Annotated in this window: 17 protein-coding genes; 15 read left to right on the top strand and 2 right to left on the bottom strand. The window is 61.6% G+C overall.

Annotated elements, in window-relative coordinates:
• Nucleotides 1-6 precede the first annotated feature (6 nt).
• From ATY75_RS19920 to lpxB, 14 genes are all read left to right on the top strand, one after another.
• Nucleotides 7-843 carry a cell envelope integrity EipB family protein gene (locus ATY75_RS19920; RefSeq protein ID WP_088938869.1) on the top strand — a complete coding sequence of 279 codons (837 nt, stop codon included), beginning with the start codon at nt 7-9 and terminating at the stop codon, nt 841-843.
• A 272-nt stretch (nt 844-1,115) separates the two neighbouring features.
• Nucleotides 1,116-1,883 (top strand): 30S ribosomal protein S2, encoded by a 768-nt coding sequence (rpsB, locus tag ATY75_RS19915; RefSeq protein WP_003559062.1) that lies wholly within the window; start codon nt 1,116-1,118, stop codon nt 1,881-1,883.
• Nucleotides 1,884-2,121: 238 nt separating this feature from the next.
• The gene (gene tsf / locus ATY75_RS19910) at nt 2,122-3,048 is read left to right on the top strand and encodes a translation elongation factor Ts (protein ID WP_003586678.1); all 927 of its coding nucleotides are present in this window, start codon (nt 2,122-2,124) and stop codon (nt 3,046-3,048) included.
• 96 nt (nt 3,049-3,144) lie between these two features.
• Nucleotides 3,145-3,867, top strand: coding sequence for a UMP kinase (pyrH, locus tag ATY75_RS19905; protein WP_064838348.1), 723 nt, complete (start codon nt 3,145-3,147; stop codon nt 3,865-3,867).
• A gap of 62 nt (nt 3,868-3,929) precedes the next feature.
• The gene (frr, locus tag ATY75_RS19900; protein WP_088938868.1) at nt 3,930-4,490 is read left to right on the top strand and encodes a ribosome recycling factor; all 561 of its coding nucleotides are present in this window, start codon (nt 3,930-3,932) and stop codon (nt 4,488-4,490) included.
• 37 nt (nt 4,491-4,527) lie between these two features.
• Nucleotides 4,528-5,271: an isoprenyl transferase gene (locus tag ATY75_RS19895; protein ID WP_088938867.1), complete on the top strand. Its 744-nt coding sequence runs from the start codon at nt 4,528-4,530 to the stop codon at nt 5,269-5,271.
• Complete coding sequence (locus ATY75_RS19890; protein WP_088938866.1) at nt 5,271-6,101, top strand: phosphatidate cytidylyltransferase; 831 nt, start codon at nt 5,271-5,273, stop codon at nt 6,099-6,101. The genes ATY75_RS19895 and ATY75_RS19890 overlap by 1 nt, the downstream gene beginning before the upstream one ends.
• A 28-nt stretch (nt 6,102-6,129) precedes the next feature.
• A complete protein-coding gene (gene rseP, locus ATY75_RS19885) occupies nt 6,130-7,263 on the top strand; it encodes an RIP metalloprotease RseP (protein WP_172599214.1) in 1,134 nt (377 codons plus the stop codon).
• 197 nt (nt 7,264-7,460) lie between these two features.
• Nucleotides 7,461-9,800, top strand: coding sequence for an outer membrane protein assembly factor BamA (gene bamA, locus ATY75_RS19880; RefSeq protein ID WP_064838352.1), 2,340 nt, complete (start codon nt 7,461-7,463; stop codon nt 9,798-9,800).
• 50 nt (nt 9,801-9,850) lie between these two features.
• Entirely contained in the window at nt 9,851-10,918 is a 1,068-nt protein-coding gene (gene lpxD / locus ATY75_RS19875) for a UDP-3-O-(3-hydroxymyristoyl)glucosamine N-acyltransferase (RefSeq protein WP_088938864.1), read from the top strand.
• Nucleotides 10,911-11,378, top strand: a complete 468-nt coding sequence (fabZ, locus tag ATY75_RS19870; protein ID WP_003586669.1) for a 3-hydroxyacyl-ACP dehydratase FabZ — start codon at nt 10,911-10,913, stop codon at nt 11,376-11,378. Before lpxD ends, fabZ begins: the two co-directional genes overlap by 8 nt.
• A complete protein-coding gene (lpxA, locus tag ATY75_RS19865; RefSeq protein ID WP_064838354.1) occupies nt 11,375-12,193 on the top strand; it encodes an acyl-ACP--UDP-N-acetylglucosamine O-acyltransferase in 819 nt (272 codons plus the stop codon). The genes fabZ and lpxA overlap by 4 nt, the downstream gene beginning before the upstream one ends.
• A gap of 3 nt (nt 12,194-12,196) precedes the next feature.
• Nucleotides 12,197-13,078 (top strand): LpxI family protein, encoded by an 882-nt coding sequence (locus ATY75_RS19860; RefSeq protein WP_088938863.1) that lies wholly within the window; start codon nt 12,197-12,199, stop codon nt 13,076-13,078.
• Nucleotides 13,075-14,244 (top strand): lipid-A-disaccharide synthase, encoded by a 1,170-nt coding sequence (gene lpxB / locus ATY75_RS19855; protein ID WP_088938862.1) that lies wholly within the window; start codon nt 13,075-13,077, stop codon nt 14,242-14,244. The genes ATY75_RS19860 and lpxB overlap by 4 nt, the downstream gene beginning before the upstream one ends.
• Before the next feature lie 41 nt (nt 14,245-14,285).
• Here the strand turns inward: lpxB and gltA are convergent, their stop codons facing one another.
• On the bottom strand, nt 14,286-15,575 hold the full coding sequence (gene gltA, locus ATY75_RS19850) for a citrate synthase (protein WP_049735207.1): 1,290 nt from the start codon (nt 15,573-15,575) through the stop codon (nt 14,286-14,288).
• Between the two features lie 289 nt (nt 15,576-15,864).
• Between gltA and ATY75_RS19845 the strand changes: the two genes are divergently transcribed.
• Nucleotides 15,865-18,282, top strand: a complete 2,418-nt coding sequence (locus ATY75_RS19845) for a ComEC/Rec2 family competence protein (RefSeq protein ID WP_088938861.1) — start codon at nt 15,865-15,867, stop codon at nt 18,280-18,282.
• Here ATY75_RS19845 and lexA read toward each other — a convergent pair.
• On the bottom strand, nt 18,263-18,982 hold the full coding sequence (gene lexA / locus ATY75_RS19840) for a transcriptional repressor LexA (protein ID WP_029873161.1): 720 nt from the start codon (nt 18,980-18,982) through the stop codon (nt 18,263-18,265). The two genes, ATY75_RS19845 and lexA, sit on opposite strands and share 20 nt — an antisense overlap.
• Nucleotides 18,983-19,002 lie beyond the last annotated feature (20 nt).

Genomic DNA, 19,002 nt, shown 5'->3' with positions numbered 1-19,002 from the left:
TAATGAATGTTCCGATCAGGTCTTGTCGCTCTGCTTCTCGCCAGCGTTTCCGCCAATGCATGGGCGGCTGCGCCCGCGGTAAGCGCTGCGATCGCGACCGGCCTCGTCGCACATCGCGCGGTCTACGATCTGGAACTCAAGGATGCTTCGGACCGCTCCGGCATCTCCGGCATGTACGGTCGCATGGTCTATGAGTTCGACGGCAGCTATTGCCAGGGCTTCACCACCAACTTCCGCTTCGTGACGCAGATCGACACAGGCGACAGTGTGCGCGTCAGCGACCAGCAGACCAAGACCTTCGAGAACCTCAAAGACGGCAAGTTCACCTTCGACACCAAATCCTTCACCGACGAACAGCTCGATAAGGAGGTCAACGGTGCGGCTCAGGATCAGCCGGATGGCGTCAAGGTTGCTCTCAAGCAGCCGTCGAGCCGCGAACTGCAGCTTGCCGATAGCCGGTTCCCGACCGAACATATGCTCGACGTGATCCAGAACGCCAAGGCCGGCAAGCGCTTCTTCGAGGCCCGCGTCTTCGACGGCTCCGACGACGGCGACAAGTCGCTGGTGACGACGACGATCGTCGGTAAGCAGGAGACGCCGGTTGCCGAGGAGGCCGATGCCGGCAATGCCGGCGCTTTCTCCAAGACGGCCTTCTGGCCGGTGACGATCGCCTATTTCAATGAAAATGCGAAATCGGACGCCTTGCCGGTCTACCGCATGTCGTTCAAGCTCTACGAGAACGGCATCACCCGCGACCTGACGATGGATTACGGCGATTTCGTTCTGACCGGAAAACTCGCCAAGCTCGAACTGCTCGACCGAAAGGCCGAGGCCTGCAAGTAGGGAAGCTGCGACACGCGCTTCGATGGCTGAGCGTGGCATTCGCAAGCCAACCATCCAGCTCTTCATTATCCCATATCTCTGACCGCCAGGCGAATTCCGGGATTTTTCTGCGTAAGCCTTGCTTTTGCGTCAAATCGAATGTATGGGCAGCGGCATTCCACACGTAAGGCATGGGATTGTCCGGGAGAAATCCGGATCGTTCCGCCCGGTGGCATCTTCGAAGAGGATGCTGTTCGCCTTGCGGAGGTTCAACCGGAAAAGGATACAAAGGCATGGCATTGCCCGATTTCTCTATGCGCCAGCTTCTCGAAGCAGGCGTCCACTTCGGCCACCAGACGCACCGCTGGAACCCGAAGATGAAGCCGTACATCTTTGGCGATCGTAACAACATCCACATCATCGACCTGGCTCAGACCGTTCCGATGCTGTCGCGCGCCCTGCAGGTCGTCAGCGACACCGTTGCCCGCGGCGGTCGCGTTCTCTTCGTCGGCACCAAGCGCCAGGCGTCCGAGATCATCGCCGACAGCGCCAAGCGTTCGGCCCAGTACTACGTCAACTCGCGCTGGCTCGGCGGCATGATGACGAACTGGAAGACGATCTCCAACTCGATCCAGCGCCTGCGCAAGCTCGATGAGATCCTCAACGGCGAAGCCCAGGGCTTCACCAAGAAGGAACGCCTGAACCTCGAGCGCGAGCGTGAAAAGCTCGACAAGGCTCTCGGCGGTATCCGCGATATGGGCGGCACGCCGGACCTGATGTTCATCATCGACACCAACAAGGAAAAGATCGCGATCGACGAAGCCAAGCGCCTCGGCATCCCGGTCGTCGCCATTATCGATTCGAACTGCGATCCGGACCTGATCGACTATCCGATCCCGGGCAACGACGACGCATCGCGCGCCATCGCTCTGTATTGCGAGCTGATCTCCCGCGCTGCCATCGACGGCATCGCCCGTCAGCAGGGCTCTTCCGGCCGCGATCTCGGCGCGTCCTCCGAGCTTCCGGTCGAACCGGCGCTCGAAGAAGCAGCCGAAGGCTGATGAAAGCCGGCGGAGCGAAGGTTCCGCCAAAGCTTGCATGACTGGAAAGGCCGCTCGCGACTCATCGAAGTTCGGCGGCCTTGCCTGTTTCAGGGCGAGGGCATCAGGCTCTTTGCCAGAGAAGTTTCGTTATGACGCGTCTTCATCACGCTGTCATACATACAGGTACATTTCGTGCCTCAATCCGGTGCCGCGCCGCGCTTTGCGGCCCACCGTATGAACCCACAAGAGGAAGCTAATGAGCGAGATTACGGCTGCAATGGTGAAGGAACTGCGCGAAAAGACCGGCGCAGGCATGATGGATTGCAAGAAGGCTCTTGCTGAGACCGGCGGCGACATGGAAGCCGCGATCGACTGGCTACGCGCCAAGGGCATCGCCAAGGCCGACAAGAAGTCGGGCCGCACCGCCGCCGAAGGCCTCATCGGCGTTTCGAGCCAGGGCACCAAGGCCGTTGTCGTCGAAGTCAATTCCGAAACCGACTTCGTCGCCCGCAACGATGCCTTCCAGGATCTCGTCCGCGGCATTGCCAAGGTCGCCGTCTCCACAAACGGCACCGTCGACGCCGTTGCGGCTGCGACATACCCGGCATCCGGCAAGTCCGTTTCCGACACGATCAAGGACGCGATCGCAACAATCGGCGAGAACATGAACCTGCGCCGCTCGGTTGCGCTCTCCGTCGAGGACGGCGTCGTCGCCACCTATATCCACAATGCCGTTTCCGACGGCCTCGGCAAGCTCGGCGTTCTCGTCGCGCTGAAGTCGACCGGCGACAAGGAGGCCCTGAACGCGATCGGCCGCCAGGTCGCCATGCACATCGCCGCGACCGCACCGCTGGCGATCCGCCCTGAGGAAGTCGATGCCGCCGTCGCCGAGCGCGAGCGCAACGTCTTCATCGAGCAGTCGCGCGCCTCCGGCAAGCCGGACAACATCATCGAGAAGATGGTTGACGGCCGCATGCGCAAGTTCTTCGAGGAAGTCGCTCTTCTCTCGCAGGCTTTCGTCATCAATCCGGATCTGACCGTCGCAGCCGCCGTCAAGGAAGCTGAGAAGGCCGTTGGTGCGCCGATCGAAGTCGCCGGCATGGCCCGCCTTCTGCTCGGCGAAGGCGTCGAGAAGGAAGAGACCGATTTCGCAGCCGAAGTCGCGGCTGCCGTCAAGGGTTGATCTTCCAGCCATAATTCTGAAAACACGAAGGGCATCGCGTGACAACGCGGTGCCCTTCGTGTATCGGGCACTCACGGCAATTTACGAGGAGCCAAGATGTCTTTAGAGCCTGTCTATAAACGCGTTCTACTCAAGGCTTCCGGCGAAGCGCTCATGGGTAGCCAGGGTTTCGGGATCGATGTCACGGTGGCGGACCGTATTGCATCCGATATCGCCGCGGCAAGGCATATGGGCGTGGAAGTCGGCGTCGTCGTCGGTGGCGGCAATATTTTCCGCGGTGTCGCGGTGGCGTCCAAGGGCGGCGACCGGGTCACCGGCGACCACATGGGTATGCTCGGCACCATCATCAATGCACTGGCGCTGGCGACCTCGCTGCGCAAGCTGAACATCGACACGGTGGTGCTTTCGGCCATCTCCATGCCCGAGATCTGCGAGAGCTTTTCGCAGCGTGCGACCCTCTATCATCTGTCGATGGGACGTGTGGTGATCTTTGCCGGCGGCACCGGCAACCCCTTCTTCACCACCGATTCGGCTGCGGCACTGCGCGCCGCCGAAATGGGCGCCGAAGCGATCTTCAAGGGCACGCAGGTGGATGGCATATACACTGCCGACCCGAAGAAATATCCCGATGCGACCCGCCTCGACCGCCTGACGCACCAGGAAGTGCTGGACAGGGGGCTTGCGGTGATGGACGTTGCCGCCGTGGCGCTCGCCAGGGAGAATTCCATTCCGATCATCGTCTTCTCGATCCACGAGAAAGGCGGTTTTACCGAAATCCTGACGGGCGGTGGCCTCAAGACCATCGTCTCGGACAATTGATATAGACTGCGCCACTTTATCGGGCGCAACCATCGCGACGCGCTTTATACGGGAGCATCGACATGAGTGAAGGTATCGACATCAAGGAACTGAAGCGCCGCATGGACGGCGCGGTTTCCGCATTCAAGAGCGACATCGCATCGCTGCGCACCGGCCGTGCTTCGGCCAACATCCTCGATCCGGTCACGATCGAGGCCTATGGTTCGCGCATGCCGCTGAACCAGGTCGCCAACATCACCGTGCCCGAGCCGCGCATGCTGTCGGTTTCCGTCTGGGACAAGTCGATGGTCAGCGCCGTCGAGCGCGGTATCCGCGAATCCAATCTCGGCCTCAACCCGATCGTCGACGGCCAGAGCCTGCGCATCCCGCTGCCGGAGCTGAACGAGGAGCGCCGCAAGTCGCTCGTCAAGGTGGCTCATGATTATGCGGAAAAGAGCAAGGTCGCGATTCGCCAGGTCCGCCGCGACGGCATGGACGGCCTTAAGAAGGCCGAAAAGGACGGCGTAATCGGCCAGGACGAGGGCAGGGCGCAGTCGGAACGCGTACAGAAGATGACGGACGAGACGATTTCCGAAATCGACCGCTTGCTTGGCGAGAAGGAAAAGGAAATCATGCAGGTCTAGTGGATCTGTGCCTTTGCCTGGAAAGACCGGACGGGAAATGTCGGAATCTGTATTTGTGACTGTGCCAGAGCATGTTGCCATCATCATGGACGGCAATGGCCGTTGGGCCAAGCAGCGCGGCCTGCCGCGCACGATGGGCCATCGTAAGGGCGTCGAGGCGGTCCGCGAGACAGTGCGCGCCGCCGGCGCGGCCGGCATAAAATATCTGACCCTGTTTGCCTTCTCCTCGGAGAACTGGCGCCGGCCGGAGGCCGAGGTCTCCGATCTGCTCGGTCTGCTCAAGGCTTTCATCCGCCGTGACCTTGCCGAACTCCATCGCCAGAATGTGCGGATCAAGGTGATCGGCGACCGTCACAGCCTGCGCAGCGACATTCTCGGCCTGCTGCTCGAGGCGGAGGAAACCACCAAAAACAATACGGCGCTGACGTTGGTCATCGCCTTCAACTACGGCTCGCGCGACGAGATCTCCCGGGCTGTAGCGAGCCTGGCGCGGGACGTCGAGGCCGGCCGCCTGAGGGCGCAGGATATCACGCCCTCGCTGATCAACGCCCGTCTCGACACGGCCGGTATCCCCGATCCCGATCTCATCATCCGCACCAGCGGCGAGGAGCGGCTTTCCAATTTTCTTCTCTGGCAGGCTGCCTATTCGGAATTCATCTTCGTTCCGGAATATTGGCCGGATTTCAGCCCGGAGATCTTCCGCTCGGCGCTCGAGAAGTTCGCCTCCCGCGACCGGCGCTTCGGCGGCCTGTCGTCGCAGGCAGCCGCGGTCGGCACCTGATGCAGCAGGAATTGAAGCTCCGCATCGTTTCGGGACTGATTCTTGCGGCCGTCGTTCTTGCCGCCACCTGGTATGGCGGGTTTGCCTTCCGCGTCCTGGCGGCCGTGATCGGCCTGCTGATCTACTATGAATGGTCGACAATAACCGGCATCGCGCGTGATTGGGTCGCCAACGCGGTCGGCTGGATCGGCCAGGCGGCGGTTGCCTTCCTCGTGCTTGTCGGCAATTTTGAATTCGCCGCCGGCATGCTGGCCGGCGTCACCGCAGTCGGCATCGCGCTGATCATCCTGCACGGCACAAGCCGCTGGTTGCCGGTGGGCCTGTTTTATGGGGGTGCCACGGGCCTAGCGCTCGCCGCCATCCGCAGCGATGACCAGCCCGGCCTTTACGCCATGCTCTTCGTCTTTGCCGTCGTCTGGGCAACCGACATCCTTGCTTATTTCGTCGGCAGGGCGCTTGGCGGACCAAAGCTTGCCCCTTCGATCTCGCCGGGAAAGACTTGGTCGGGCGCAATCGGCGGCGCCGTTTCGGCGGTCGCGGCCGGCGTCGTTCTCGTCCATTTTCTCCTTCCTGGCGCTGAACTCATCGCAGCCGTCGCAGCCCTCGTTTTCTCGGTTTGCAGCCAGTCGGGAGATCTGTTTGAATCGTTCATCAAGCGGAAATTCGGCGTCAAGGATTCAAGCCGTCTCATTCCGGGTCATGGCGGCGTGATGGACCGTGTCGACGGACTGATTTTCGCCTGTTTTTCGGCGTTCTTGCTTGCTGGATTATTTTCCCTGATAAAGGGGACTGCGATGACGTCGCTCGGCGCGGCCTTGTTCGGCCTTTGACGACGCGGCAGCCTGACGGAAGGAACTGATAGAAGTGATGGCCGATATATACGCATTCCTGATGGGGAATATCGTCACCTTCATCCTCGTGCTCTCGCTGCTCGTCTTCGTGCACGAGATGGGCCACTACCTCGTCGGCCGCTGGAGCGGTATCCGCATCCTTGCCTTTTCAGTCGGTTTCGGCCCGGAGGTCTTCGGCTTCACCGACCGCCATGGAACGCGCTGGAAGATCTCGGTGGTCCCACTTGGCGGCTACGTCCGGTTCTTTGGTGACGAAGACGCGTCCAGCAAGCCCGACAGCGACAAGCTCGCCGCCATGTCCGAAGAGGACAGGGCGCGTTCCTTCGCCGGCGCAAAGCTGTGGAAACGCGCCGCGACGGTCGCTGCTGGCCCGATTGCCAATTTTCTGCTGGCGATCGCCATCTTCACCATTCTGTTCTCGATCTACGGCCGTTCGGTCGCCGATCCGGTCGTTTCCGAGGTCACGCCGGATGGGGTGGCCGCCGCCGCCGGCATCCTTCCGGGCGACCTCCTGGTCGCCATCGACGGCGGCAAGGTCGAGACCTTCGACGACGTGCGCCGTTATGTCGGCATCCGCCCAAGCCAGCAGATCGTCGTCACCATCGAGCGGGGCGGCCAGAAGCTCGACTTGCCGATGGTGCCGCAACGCGTCGACAGGACCGATCAGTTCGGCAACAAGATCGAAGTCGGCCAGATCGGCATCGTCACCAGCAAGGAGGTCGGCAATTTCCGCCTGCAGACCTATACGCCGCTCCAGGCGCTGCGCGAAAGTGTGATCGAAACCCGGGATATCGTCACCGGCACCTTCAAATATATCGGCAATATTTTCCGCGGTACGATGCGGGCCGATCAACTGGGCGGGCCGATCCGCGTTGCGCAGGCCTCGGGCCAGATGGCTTCGCTTGGTATAGGGGCAGTGTTGCAGCTTGCCGCCATGCTTTCAGTTTCGATAGGATTGCTTAACCTGATGCCGGTTCCGGTACTTGATGGCGGCCACCTGATGTTCTATGCGGTGGAAGCGGTCAGAGGGAAACCGCTGGGCGCCAAGGCTCAGGAAATCGCATTTCGCATCGGCTTGGCCATGATACTAACATTGATGGTTTTCACGACCTGGAACGACGTTGGCGCGATCAGAGGGTAAACGCGCAGGGCAAGGGAATTACTATTTATTTACGATGTTTCAAGGCTGTAGTGGCGAATGGGTCACGCTTCGAAATGAAGTAAACAGAAATTAACGACCTCCCTTGCTTGTATGTCAAAAGCGGGTAAAACGACACACGTGACCGGAATCGGGCTCTCCCGGAGCCGGGGACGAGGGAAAAAAAGGTAATAGGTGAAATGAAGGCTGGTTCAAAGTTTTTGAACGCAGTATCGGCGGTTGCGCTGTCTGCTAGTGTTGTTGCTTCGGGCGCAGGTGCTTTGACGTTCGTTTCCGCTACGGCTGCTGAAGCCGCGGTCATCCAGCGCATCGATGTGCGCGGCGCCAGCCGCGTCGGCGCGGAAGCCGTCCGGTCGAACCTCACCATCGCTCCCGGAAAGAGTTTTTCGAACACTGATATCGATGCCTCGGTCAAGCAGCTCTACGGCACCGGTTACTTCTCCGACGTCAAGATTTCGGTCTCCGGAAGCACGCTGGTCGTCAACGTCCAGGAAGCCCAGCTCGTCAATCAGGTCGTCTTCAACGGCAACCGCAAGATCAAGGACGACAAGCTCGCGACGATCGTCCAGACGCATGCCGCAGGTCCCTATAGCGACACCCAGATCCAGGCCGACATCCAGGCGATTAAGGAAGCCTATGCCGCCACCGGCCGCAGCGAGGTCGAAGTGACGACGCAGGTGGTGCCGCTCGGCGAAGGCCGCGTCAACCTTGCCTTCGTCATCAACGAAGGCGACCGCACCAAGATCGATTCGATCAACTTCGTCGGCAATAATGCCTACAGCGCCGGCCGCCTGGCTGCCGTCATCGCTACCAAGCGTTCGAACTTCCTGTCGTTCCTGACCCGCAAGGACGTCTATAACGATGACAAGCTCCACGCCGACGAGGAAGCGCTGCGCCAGTTCTATTACAATCGCGGCTACGCCGACATGCGTATCGTCTCTTCTGACGCGACCTTCGATGACGCGACCAACAAATACACGCTCACCTTCAATATCGAAGAAGGCCAGCGTTACAATTTCGGACCGGTGACTGTGCAGTCGACCGTCGAAGGCGTCGGTTCCGAGCAGTTGCAGCCGCTCGTGCGCACCCATGAAGGTCATGTCTACAACGCCAAGGAAGTGCAGAAGTCGATCGAGGCGATCTCCGATCAGGTCGCGTCTGCCGGTTATCCCTTTGCGCGCGTTACGCCGCGCGGTAACCGCGACCTCAACAACAATACGATCGGCGTCGAATATCTGGTCGACCAGGGCGAGCGCGCTTATGTCGAGCGCATCGAAATCCGTGGCAACAGCCGCACCCGCGATTACGTGATCCGCCGCGAATTCGATATGAGCGAAGGCGACGCCTTCAATCAGCAGATGATCACCAAGGCCAAGCGCCGCCTCGAAGCGCTCGGTTACTTCTCCTCCGTCAACATCTCCACCCAGCCGGGCAGCTCGCCGGATCGTGTCGTGGTGGTTGTCGACGTGCAGGATCAGTCGACAGGTTCGTTCGGTGTCGGCGCAGGTTATGCCGCCGGCGGCGACGGCCTGCTGCTTGAAGCCTCCATCGAGGAAAAGAATTTCCTCGGCCGCGGTCAGTACATCCGCATCTCTGCCGGCGGCGGTCAGGAAGGGTCGCGCGCCTACGGCGTCAGCTTCACCGAGCCTTATTTCCTTGGTTACCGCCTGGCGGCAGGCTTCGACGTCAACCACAGCGAGACGTCGAGCAACGACAATTACGATTACGAGGAAACTAGCGTCGTTCTGCGCGTCACCGCGCCGATCACCGAGGATCTGGCGACGACCTTCCGCTATAACTACAAGCAGATGAAGTATGATGCCGACAATAACGATCTTTCCGATCTGTCGGCGCCGTATCAGCACCTCGTCGAGGACAGCCCGTGGACGCGGTCTTCCATCTCGCAGACGCTGACCTACAACACGCTTGATGACACCGTCCTGCCGCGCGAAGGCATCTACGCGACGGCGACGCAGGAAATCGCCGGTCTCGGCGGCGACTCGCAGTTCTACAAGATTTACGGCAAGGCCCGTTACTACCGTCTGCTCGCTGACGATGCCGATATCATCGGCTCGGTTTCGGCCTCGGCTGGTTATGTCGTCGGCTTCGGCGAGCATCTGAACGTCTTCGATCAGTTCACGCTGACCAACGGCGACATTCGCGGCTTTGAAAACAAGGGCATCGGCCCGCGCGTTGCCGGCACCAACGACGATCCGCTGGGTGGCACGACTTATTTCACCGCATCGGCCGAAGCAACCTTCCCGATGCCGGGCTTCCCGCGTGACTTCAATCTGCGCGGCGCGGTCTTCGCTGACGCCGGCACGCTGTTCGGCAACGACGTCGACCTCAGGGGTGACGGCATTGAGGGCGAAGACGCCTCGCTACGCGCTTCGGTCGGTGTCGGCGTCGTCTGGCAGTCTCCCTTCGGTTCGTTGCGCCTGGATTACGCGATCCCGGTTCTCAAGGAAGACTTCGACAAGACGCAGAACTTCAAGTTTGGCATCAACAACCAATTCTGATATCGGCAGTCCGGAACTGTAAGACTCAATTCCGTTCTGGAGCATTGCCGATGGAGCAAAACGTTTTTTTTCTGCCCCATGAAGGTCTGAAGCTCGTTGAGCTGGCAGAGTTTCTTGGGGCGGAACTCGCCAATTCCGACCATGCCGATGTCATCGTCCGCTCCGTCGCTCCCATCAACCGGGCGCGGGCGGGTGATGTCTGTTATATCCTGTCGCGCCGCAGCCGCGATGAACTGGCGACCTGCGAAGCTTCGGCGGTGATCTGCGACAAGGCGCTCGTCGATCTCGTACCCCCGCATATTCCGGTCATCCTGTCGTCCAATCCGCACGCGGCCTTTGCTATGGCAGGCGGCCTGTTTTACCCGTCAGCACTGCGTCCGGTCGCCATTTCCCTAGGTGAAAGCGAGATCGCGCCGAGCGCGGTGATCGATTCGAGCGCCAGGCTGGAAAAAGGTGTGATCGTCGAGCCGCTGGCGGTTATCGGCGCACATGCCGAGATCGGCGAAGGAACACGGATCGGCGCGAATAGCGTCATCGGCCCGAACGTCAAGATCGGTCGCGATTGTTCGATCGCGGCCGGCGCCAGCGTTCTCTGCGCGCTGATCGGCAACGGCGTTATCATCCACAACGGCGTCCGCATCGGCCAGGATGGTTTCGGGTATGCGCCCGGTCCGCGTGGCATGATCAAGATCGTCCAGATCGGCCGGGTGATCATCCAGGACAATGTCGAGATCGGCGCCAATACCACGATCGACCGTGGCGCCATGGACGATACTGTCATCGGCGAGGGGACCAAGATCGACAACCAGGTGCAGATCGGCCACAACGTCCAGATGGGCCGCCATTGCGCCATTGTCGCGCAGGTCGGCATCGCCGGCAGCACGAAGATCGGCAATGGCGTGCAGATCGGCGGCCAGGCCGGCATCAAGGGCCATGTGACGATCGGCGACGGCGTGCAGATCGCTGCCAAAAGCGGTATCATGACTGATCTTGCCGCCGGCGGGCAATATGGCGGTGTACCGGCGCGTCCGCTGAAAGACTATCTGAGAGAGGCCGCACAACAAGTGTCGAAGTCCAAGTTGCGCGGCCGGAACCCTGGAGGCAAGGAAAATGACTGAGGAAGCCACGACAACGCTTTCTTCGGCTGACATCATCGAGATCATGAAGCTGCTGCCGCATCGTTACCCCTTCCTCATGGTCGACAAGATCATCGAGATCGACGGTGACAACAGCGCGATCGGCATCAAGAATGTCACGGTGAACGAACCGCATTTCACCGGCCATTTTCCCGAGGCTCCGATCATGCCGGGCGTTCTCCTGATCGAGGGCATGGCGCAGACCGCGGGTGCGATCTGTGCCAAGAAGGAGGGCCAGCCCGGCAACCTCGTCTACTTCATGACCATCGAGAACGCGCGCTTCCGCAAGCCGGTCGTTCCCGGCGATCGCGTCGAATTCCATGTCGCCAAGCACAAGCAGCGCGGCAATATCTGGAAATTCCATTGCGACGCCAAGGTTGACGGCGCCCTTGTCGCCGAAGCCGATATCGGCGCAATGATCGTTCGTAAGGAACAGGCATGAGCACTATCGCCGAAAGCGCCCGTATTCATCCGATGGCTGTCGTCGAAGACGGGGCTGTGATCGGTGAGGGCGTCAAGATCGGTCCCTTCTGCCATGTCGGGCCGCACGTCGTCCTGCATGAGAATGTCGAGCTCCTGTCGCATGCGGTCGTCACCGGACGTACCGTGATCGGCAAGGGCACGCGCATCTTTCCGATGGCCGTCATCGGCGGCGATCCGCAGAGCGTGCATCACGGCGGCGAGGAAACGACGCTTTCGGTCGGCGCCAACTGCACGATGCGCGAAGGCGTGACGATGAACACCGGCACGGCCGATTTCGGCGGCCGAACGATCGTCGGCGACAACAACCTTTTCCTGGCCAATTCCCACGTCGCGCATGACTGCAAGGTCGGCAATCACGTGATCATGTCGAACAACGTCATGCTGGCCGGGCATGTCGTCATCGAGGATCGTGTCATCCTGGGCGGCGGTTCGGCTGTTCACCAATTCACCCGCGTCGGCCGTCAGGCCTTCGTCGGCGGGCTTTCTGCGGTGAGTTACGACGTCATTCCCTACGGCATGCTGAACGGCAATCCCGGGCTGCTGAGCGGCCTCAATGTCGTCGGCATGACGCGCGCCGGCGTCGAACGCGCCGTCATCCACCGGGTGCGCCGCGCCTATAAGTCGATCTTCGAAGGAACGGGTTCCGTCCGCGAAAACGCCGCCGCCATCCGCGACGAATATGCCGATTGCGAGCCGGTGGTCCGGATCCTCGATTTCATCGCGGCCGACAGCGATCGCGCCCTGTCCTCGCCGACCCGGGGGCAGAAGGGCTGATCCGTGGCTTTATCGGGCGACACCGCTGCGGGCCGGCTGGCGATCATTGCCGGCGGTGGTCTCCTGCCTTCCTATGTCGCCGAAGCCGCGCGTGCGGCGGGTGAAAATCCCGTCATCGTCGCCCTGAAGGACGAGAGCGACCGGCGCTGGGAAGGCTATGACCACGCCGTCATCGGCATCGGCGATTTCGCCGCTCTTGACGGGCTGTTCAACCGTTATGGCGTCGGCCGTGTGGTGATGTCGGGCAGCGTGGCCCGCCGGCCGGAATGGCGCGAGGTGCGTCCGACGCTGCGTATCCTGATGAAGGTCCCGGCCGCCATCCGCACCCTGCTCTCCGGTGGCGACGACACCGTTCTGCAGATGGTCATCCGGCTGATCGAGGGAAACGGCCGCCGGGTCGTCGGCGCTCATGAAATCGCGCCCGATCTGCTTGCCTCCGTCGGTCCGCTTGGCGCAGCAACGCCGGGTGACGAAGACCGGCGTGATATCCGCCGCGCCGCGGAAGCCGCGGACATGCTCGGCCGGCTCGATGTCGGGCAGGGCGCCATCAGCATCGGCGGGCGCGTCGTGGCACTCGAGGGTGTCGAGGGCACGGATGAGATGCTGGACCGTGTCGCAAGTCTCAGAGTAGCCGGGCGCATCTCGCCGCGGCGCCGCGGCGCGCTTGTCAAGCTCTGCAAGCCGCAACAGGATATCCGCGCCGACCTGCCGGCGATCGGCGTTTCCACCATTCTGAACGCAAAAAAAGCTGGTCTCGGCGGCATCGCGGTGGAGGCAGGCCGCTCGCTGGTGCTCGATCGAGCCGCCGTCATCAAGGCCGCCGATGAGGCGGGGCTTTTTGTCTGCGGCATCGATCGCGGACTGCCGGCATGGGGGCTCGAATGAACGGGGCGCCGCTGAAAATTGCCGTCATTGCCGGCGAGGTGTCGGGTGATCTGCTCGGTGCCGATCTCATCGCCGCCCTGAAGCGGATTCATTCGGGGCCGGTGGAACTTGTCGGCGTTGGTGGTGAGGCACTGCAGGCGGAAGGCTTGCAATCGCTGTTCGATTTCTCCGAGCTGTCGATCATGGGCATCACCCAGGTGCTGAGCCGGCTGCCGAAGCTTTATACGTTGATCCGCCGGACGACCGCGGAAATCATCGCTGCGAGGCCTGATGTTCTGCTCATCATTGACAGCCCGGATTTCACCCATCGCGTCGCAAAGCGCGTGCGCACCGCGCTGCCCGATCTGCCTGTCGTCAATTATGTCTGTCCGAGCGTCTGGGCCTGGAAGGAATATCGCGCCACGCGCATGCTCGCCTACGTCGATCATGTGCTGGCCGTCCTGCCCTTCGAGCCGGCAACGATGCAGCGCCTCGGCGGGCCGGCAACCACCTATGTCGGCCATCGCCTGACTGCCGACCTTGCGCTGCTGGAGACCCGGCGCCTGCGCGCCGGCAGGCAGCCCGGCAATCGCACGATCCTGCTTCTGCCCGGCTCACGCTCCTCCGAAATCCAGAATCTCCTGCCGCATTTCGAGGTGGCGGCAAACGAACTTGTCGCCCGCAATGGACCGATGCGCTTTATTCTGCCGACAGTGACGCACAGGCAGGCGCTGGTCCGCCAATTGACGGAGAACTGGGCGGTCAAGCCGGAGATCGTTGTCGGTGCGCAAGCAAAATGGCAAGCCTTCGCGGAAGCCGATGCCGCCATGGCGGCATCCGGAACCGTCATCCTCGAACTGGCGCTGGCCGATGTTCCCGTCGTCTCCGCCTACAAGGTCGACTGGATCATGCGGCTGCTGACATCGGCCATCAAGACCTGGACCGGCGCGCTGCCAAACCTGATTGCCGATTACGCGGTCGTGCCGGAATATCTGAACGATATCCTTCGCGGTGCAAGTCTCGCACGCTGGATGGAGCGGCTGTCGGCCGACACCTACCAGCTCAAGGCGATGAAAGAGGGCTACGATCTGATCTGGCAGCGCATGCAGACCGAAAAACCACCCGGCGAACATGCCGCCGAAATCCTTCTCGACGTGCTGAACAAGAAAAAACCCGGTCGTCTCTGACCGGGTTTTCTTCTTTTCGGGCAATATATTGGCCGAAGCGATCAGCGCTTCGAAACCGGAATGTAGTCGCGCTTCGGTTCGCCGACATAGAGCTGGCGCGGGCGGCCGATGCGCTGTTCCGGATCCTCGATCATCTCGTTCCACTGCGCGATCCAGCCGACGGTGCGGGCAAGCGCGAAGAGCACGGTGAACATGGTCGTGGGGAAGCCCAGTGCCTTCAGCGTGATGCCGGAATAGAAGTCGATGTTCGGATAGAGCTTCTTTTCGATGAAATATTCGTCGGTGAGCGCGATGCGCTCCAGCTCCATCGCTACTTCGAGCAACGGATCGTCCTTGATGCCGAGCTCGCCGAGCACCTCATGCGTCGTCTTCTGCATGATCTTGGCGCGCGGATCATAGTTCTTGTAGACGCGGTGGCCGAAGCCCATCAGGCGGAACGGATCGTTCTTGTCCTTGGCGCGGGCAATATATTCCGGAATGTGGTCGACCGAGCCGATCTCATTCAGCATGTTGAGCGCTGCTTCGTTGGCGCCGCCATGGGCGGGGCCCCAGAGGCACGCAATGCCGGCCGCGATGCAGGCGAACGGGTTGGCGCCCGACGAACCGGCGAGGCGGACGGTCGAGGTCGAGGCGTTCTGCTCGTGATCGGCATGCAGGATGAAGATGCGGTCCATGGCGCGGGCAAGCACCGGATTGACCACATATTCCTCGCAAGGCACGGCAAAGCACATGCGCAGGAAGTTCGATGCATAATCGAGGTCGTTCTTCGGATAAACGAAGGGCTGGCCGATATGGTACTTATAGGCCATCGCGGCAAGCGTCGGCATCTTGGCGATCATGCGCAGGCTGGCGACCATGCGCTGGTGCGGATCGGTGATATCCGTGGAGTCGTGATAGAAAGCCGAAAGCGCGCCGACGCAGCCGCACATGACGGCCATCGGATGCGCATCGCGGCGGAAGCCGGTGAAGAAGCGGCTCATCTGCTCGTGCACCATGGTGTGGTGCGTGACACGGTAATCGAAATCCTTCTTCTGCGCGGTGGTCGGCAGTTCGCCGTAGAGGAGCAGGTAGCAGACTTCGAGGAAGTCGCCATGCTCGGCCAACTGCTCGATCGGATAGCCGCGGTGCAGCAGCACACCTTCGTCGCCGTCGATGTAGGTGATCTTGGATTCACAGGATGCGGTCGAGGTAAAACCCGGATCGTAAGTGAAGGAAGCGGTGTTCTTATAGAGAGCACCGATATCGATGACGCTCGGGCCGATCGTGCCGCTCTTGACGGCTAGGTCGACAGATTTGTCACCGATTTTTATTGTAGCGCTTTGATCCGTCATGCTGATCCTCCGAAATGGCGGTGGCGCCATAAAAGCGCCATAGGGGTTAAGCGTCCTCACCGATAGCTATATGATCGCGAAGCTAATGCCAAGTTACCGTGACGGCATTTTGTGCATTGCAGTATCACCTTTTAGGCACTGCAGCGATGAGCAGCGTGCATATCGGAAGCCAATGATTCGACTGGCCTTTTGGCGCTCGCGATTTTCCCTCATATTTCAATCGATTATCCTTGCCCGATTTGTTGGGAGGTTGCATTCTGGGCGCCTTCGCGGGTGACTTGGGCGGCGCATGCAGGAATTGACGACAGTCGAATTGCGGCCGGAAGCTGGCGCCGGATCCTCCGGCGTTTCTCTGCCTGTGGTGGCGACGCCATCGGCAAGGACGCAGTCGGCGACGCCCTGGCGCCACCGGCTGCCGGCCGCAGCCCGCCAATCCTTGCGCGCTTGCAGGTCCATGCTGGGCGAGGAGGCGGATCACGGCCGCCTGCTGCTGTTTTCGCCGGTCTTCCTCGGCGCCGGCGCATCCTTCTGGTTTCTGGCCGAATCCGATTTTCCGCTTTTGACATTACTGCTCTCGCTGTCGGTGCTGACCATTGCGGTTCTCATCACCGACCGTAGCCGGGCCGTGTTGCGAGCGACGTTGTTGGCGCTTGCACTTGTGGTCTGCGGCATGCTCTGCGCACAGTTCGAGAGCTGGCGGGCATCGACCGTGATCCTCGATTCATCCGTGACGACGACGCTGACCGGCCGTGTCGAACGGCGCGAAGGCGACGGCCGTGGGCGTTGGCGCTACATTCTCGCCGTCAGGGCCACAGACGAGCCGGAGTTGAAGCGGCCGCCGGGGCGCGTAACCGCGATTGTCCGCGGCGCCGACACGCCTTTCGAGATCGGCGACATTATCACCGGCAGGGCGCGGCTAACGCCGCCCTCGGGCCCCGCACTTCCCGAACTCAATGACTTCTCCTTCGGCGCCTATTTCGACGGCATCGGCGCCAACGGCTTCTTCTACGGCGCTCCGGCGAAAGATTTGGAGGCGGGCCCGCAGGGTGCAAGGTCGACGTCGGAAGCTATGCTCGAATGGCTTTACCGGCTGCGCAGCAGCATCGGCGACCGCATCAGGTCGATCCTGCCCGGTGATACCGGCGCCTTTGCCGCCGCCCTGGTGACCGACGAGCGGCGCGCGATCTCGAATGCGACGACGGAGGCGCTGCGCCAGTCGGGCCTCGCCCATATCGTCGCGATCTCGGGTCTCAACATGGCGCTGTCGGCCGGCATCTTCTTCGTCGGCTTCCGGATGCTGCTCAGCCTCTTTCCGGGCGTCGCCCAAGCCTATCCGACAAAGAAGATCGCCGCCGCAGGCGCGCTCATCGCCGTCACCGCCTATTACCTGATCTCCGGATTCGGGGTCTCGGCCGAACGCGCCTTCATCATGATGGCCATCATGCTGATCGCCGTCTTCTTCGATCGGCCGTCGATCAGCCTGCGCAATGTCGTTCTCTCGGCGCTTGTCATCATCGCCATTTCACCCTCCGAAGTGCTGGGCCCGAGCTTCCAGATGTCCTTTGCCGCGACATTGGCATTGGTATCGGGCTATCAGTTGTGGAAGGACCGGCGCGTCCGCGAAAACGCGTTGCTCAAGCTGCCGATCTTCCGGCCGGTCGTTGCGGTCGCCGGTTTCTTCGGTGGCGTCCTGCTGACGTCGCTGATCGGCGGTTTTTCCACGGCGCTGTTTTCGATCGAGCATTTTCATCGGTTGACGGCCTACGGCCTGCCGGCAAACCTCGCGACGATGCCGATCATCTCGTTCATCGTCATGCCGGCCGGGCTGCTGGCAATGTTGCTCATGCCGTTCGGCCTGGACGCTCCGCTCTGGGAGGTGGTCGGCTTCGGCCTCGATCTGGTGATCGCTGTCGCCAAGACGGTGTCCGGCTGGGGCGGCGATATCGGCGTCGGCCGTTTGCCCGCCTGGTATTTCGCCGTCGCCGTGGCCGGCTTCCTGCTGCTGACACTGCTGCGCACCCGGCTGCGCCATGCCGGCACATCGACCCTCGCCGTCTCGACGCTCTTCCTGCTGGTTCTGCCGGTCCCCCGGCCGCCGGATCTGGTGATTTCGGAGGATGGCAGTCTGGTCGCGCTCGTTGCAGTGGCGGCAATGGCTTCCAACCGCGAAAACCCGCCGGATTTCATTTTCGACCAGTGGCAGAGAGCACTGGTCCTGCCGACACATCATCCACCGAAGATGTTGGAAGGCCCTGCTATCCCGCCGGAGGGAGAAGACCGCCGCGTCAGGCTTTCCCACGATCAGCAGATCGAAGCGAGGACGGCGATGCGGGCGGCGGCGGGCGGTGAAACAAACCGCTTTTCCTGTGTCAAAAAGGCCTGGTGCACATCAAGGCTTGGCAATGGGCGCGTCGTCACCGTCATCGACAATGCCGCCTATCTCGGTCCGGCCTGCGATGCCTCCGATATCGTCGTCACGTCTGTCCGCCTGCGTTTCAATAGCTGCCGCTCGGGCGCGACGCTCTTTACCGGTGAGACGCTACGCAGGACCGGTTCCGTCGAGCTGCGCTTCGCGGACGCCGGCCTGGAGGTCGCAACCGCATTCGAGAGCCTGTCGCGGCCGTGGATACGCCATCGCGCCTATGACTGGCGCAGCAATAGTTTCGCCGAAACCGGCCCGTCCAGCGTCAGTGATAGCGGCGAATGAGACCGACGAGCTTGCCCTGCACCTTGACGCGGTCTGGCCCGAAGATCCGGGTCTCATAAGCCGGGTTGGCGGCTTCAAGCGCGATCGAGGCGCCCTTGCGGCGGAAGCGCTTCAGCGTCGCTTCCTCGTCATCGACGAGGGCGACGACGATGTCGCCGGGACTTGCCGTGCTGCCGTTGCGGATGATCACCGTGTCGCCGTCGAAGATGCCGGCGTCGATCATCGAATCGCCTTTGACCTCCAGCGCATAATGCTCACCCGAGCCGAGCATGTCGGCGGGAACGACGATGTCGTGGGTGTTGTTCTGGATCGCCGAAATCGGAACGCCGGCGGCGATTCGGCCCATGACCGGCACCGAGACCGAGTTGCCGTTGTCGGCGACGGGTTTTGCGGGTGCGGGGGCGGCGACCGGCTGGGGCTTGCCGAGGCTGCCCTCGATGACGCTCGGCGAAAAACCACGCCGGGGCTGAATGCTGGGGCTATAGGCCTCCGGAAGCTTGATGACCTCGAGCGCCCGGGCGCGGTTCGGTAGGCGGCGAATGAAGCCGCGTTCCTCAAGCGCCGTGATCAGGCGATGAATGCCGGATTTCGAGGCCAGATCCAGGGCGTCCTTCATCTCGTCGAAGGACGGTGGAACGCCGGATTCCTTCATGCGCTCATGAATGAAAAGGAGAAGCTCCTGTTGTTTGCGCGTGAGCATCGGCGTGTGACCCCTGATTG

It is taken from the genome of Rhizobium sp. N122 (assembly GCF_002211295.1).
Taxonomy (GTDB): Bacteria; Pseudomonadota; Alphaproteobacteria; order Rhizobiales; family Rhizobiaceae; genus Rhizobium.
The sequence above is the reverse complement of the archived record's forward strand: the minus strand, read 5'-3'. Positions and strand labels throughout refer to the sequence as shown.